The sequence below is a fragment of the Streptomyces cupreus genome (assembly GCF_014257025.1).
Taxonomy (GTDB): Bacteria; Actinomycetota; Actinomycetes; order Streptomycetales; family Streptomycetaceae; genus Streptomyces; species Streptomyces cupreus.
Genome location: NZ_JACMSF010000153.1, coordinates 1 through 2,061 on the forward strand (window position 1 = coordinate 1; position 2,061 = coordinate 2,061).

The window sequence follows — 2,061 nt, forward strand, 5'->3', positions numbered from 1 at the left end:
GCTAGTGTCCTGCGCCAGAGATCCGTCGGCAGAAGTGAGCGAGGGAGTCGAAGATTTCCTCTGCCGGTAGGACTCGCGCACTTCGGGCGCGGGAGGGCGGTACCCGCGCATCGCGTGCTGCCCTGCTGCGTATCGCAGCAATGCCGCGTTCTCCTCCAACGCTGTGTATCCCCCAACGCTGCGTACCCCTCTCTGCCTCTCCGCCTAGCGGCCCGCGACCGTAAGCTGACCTGGATTTACGGGGCCGGGGCCGGGTGGAGGTTGGCGTGATGGGACGTCTTTGGGCGGGGGTCGCTGCGGCGGCTGTGGCCGTGATCGCTTCGGCCGCGCTCGCTTCGTGTGCGGGAGGTGCGCGCTCCGCCGAGCCTCGCGACAGCAAGTCCGCATCGCCGCAGCGGCAGGCTCCCGCCTCGCCGTCGCAGAAGTCGCGGCAGGCGCAAGTGGAGCGGCACCGTCAGAGTGTGCTCGGCGAGATCGCCAAGGGTGACGACGCCCCCGACCGTGCGGGCTTGAGTCTGGTGAGCGTGGGGGCCAAGGGCACGGTGTTCTTCTGGACGACGACCGACGCGCGCTACTGCTCCGTGTTCTACGCCGGGACGGCCAGCGCGTCATCGTGTTCGCCGAAGCCCGACGACGTCATCAGCCCCGCGCCGGCGCTGAACCGTCTCCACGAAGGGGATGTGTACAGCGCCCAGAGTGCGTACGGGCTCATCATCGCGGCCAACAGAGAGACCGTTCGGTCCCTCTCCTGTGGTGACGAGCGCCTCGTCGTGAGAAGGGTTCGCGTCATCGAGGCCGGTGACGCGACCCGCACGATCTATGGCGTGGAGCTCGACGGACGCACTGCCGGCATTTTGCGGGCCGAGGTCGTGCGGGCCGACGGCCGGCACACGGAGACGCTGCCTCTCGGAATCACGGCCGACGAGGTCACGGCCGGGCATGGCTGGCAGGTCTGCGTCTAGCGTCCTGCGCCAGAGATCCGTCTGCAGAAGTGAGCGAGGGAGTCGAGGATTTCTTCAGCTGTCTTGGTCCAGATGAACGGCTTGGGGTCTTCGTTCCAGCCCTTGACCCATGCGCGGATGTCGGCTTCGAGGGCCTGAACGTTCTTGTGTGCGCCACGACGGATCTTCTGGTCGGCCAGGAAGCCGAACCACCGCTCGACCTGGTTGATCCAGGAGGAGCCGGTCGGGGTGAAGTGCATGTGGAACCGGGGGTGTTTGGCCAGCCACGTCCTGATCGCGGGGGTCTTGTGGGTGCCGTAGTTATCGCAGATCAAGTGGATCTGCAGATGTGCGGGAACTTCCTTGTCGATCCTGATCAGGAACTTCTTGAACTCCGCTGCCCGGTGCCGGCGGTGCAGGGCGCTGATGACCTCGCCGGTAGCGACGTCGAACGCCGCGAACAAGGTGGTCAGGCCGTTGCGTACGTAGTCATGGGTCCGGCGCTCGGGCATGCCCGGCATTATCGGCAGCACCGGCTGGGACCGGTCCAGGGCCTGGATCTGGGACTTCTCGTCCACCGAGAGCACCACGGCGCCCTCCGGCGGGTTGAAGTACAGCCCGACGACGTCATAGACCTTCTCCACGAACAGCGGGTCCGTCGACAGCTTGAACGGATCCGTCAGATGCGGCTTGAGCTGGAACTTCCGCCAGATCCGACCCACGGTGGACTTCGACAGGCCACTGTGCTCGGCCATCGACTTGCGCGACCAGTGGGTGGCGTTCTTCGGGATTTCCTCCAGCGTGGTGACCACGACCGCCTCCACCTGATCGACGCTGATGGTGGGCGGCCGGCCCGGCCGGGGCTCGTCCACCAGCCCGTCCAGCCGGTCCGCGAGGAACCGTCGTCGCCACTTGCGGACCGTGTCCGCACTCACCCGCAGATCTCGGGCGACAGTCACGATCGGTGGTACCTCCGGCCCCGCGCACGCCAGCACAATCCGTGCCCGCAGGGCCAGGGACTGGGCCGATGTGGCCCGACGCGTCCACCGTTCCAACACTGCCCGCTCAACAGCGGACAGCAGCAACGGCTCCAGCTTCGGGCCACGACGAGGAACTGACG

2 protein-coding genes are annotated in these 2,061 nt (G+C 66.9%); one reads left to right on the forward strand and one right to left on the reverse strand.

Going from position 1 to position 2,061, the window contains the following annotated elements; all coding sequences use genetic code 11:
- Positions 1-461 precede the first annotated feature (461 nt).
- Entirely contained in the window at positions 462-962 is a 501-nt protein-coding gene (locus H4N64_RS44020) for a hypothetical protein (protein ID WP_186288237.1), read from the forward strand.
- Here H4N64_RS44020 and H4N64_RS44025 read toward each other — a convergent pair.
- A complete protein-coding gene (locus H4N64_RS44025) occupies positions 959-2,035 on the reverse strand; it encodes an IS630 family transposase (protein ID WP_186288238.1) in 1,077 nt (358 codons plus the stop codon). The genes H4N64_RS44020 and H4N64_RS44025 overlap by 4 nt on opposite strands.
- Positions 2,036-2,061: the final 26 nt, after the last annotated feature.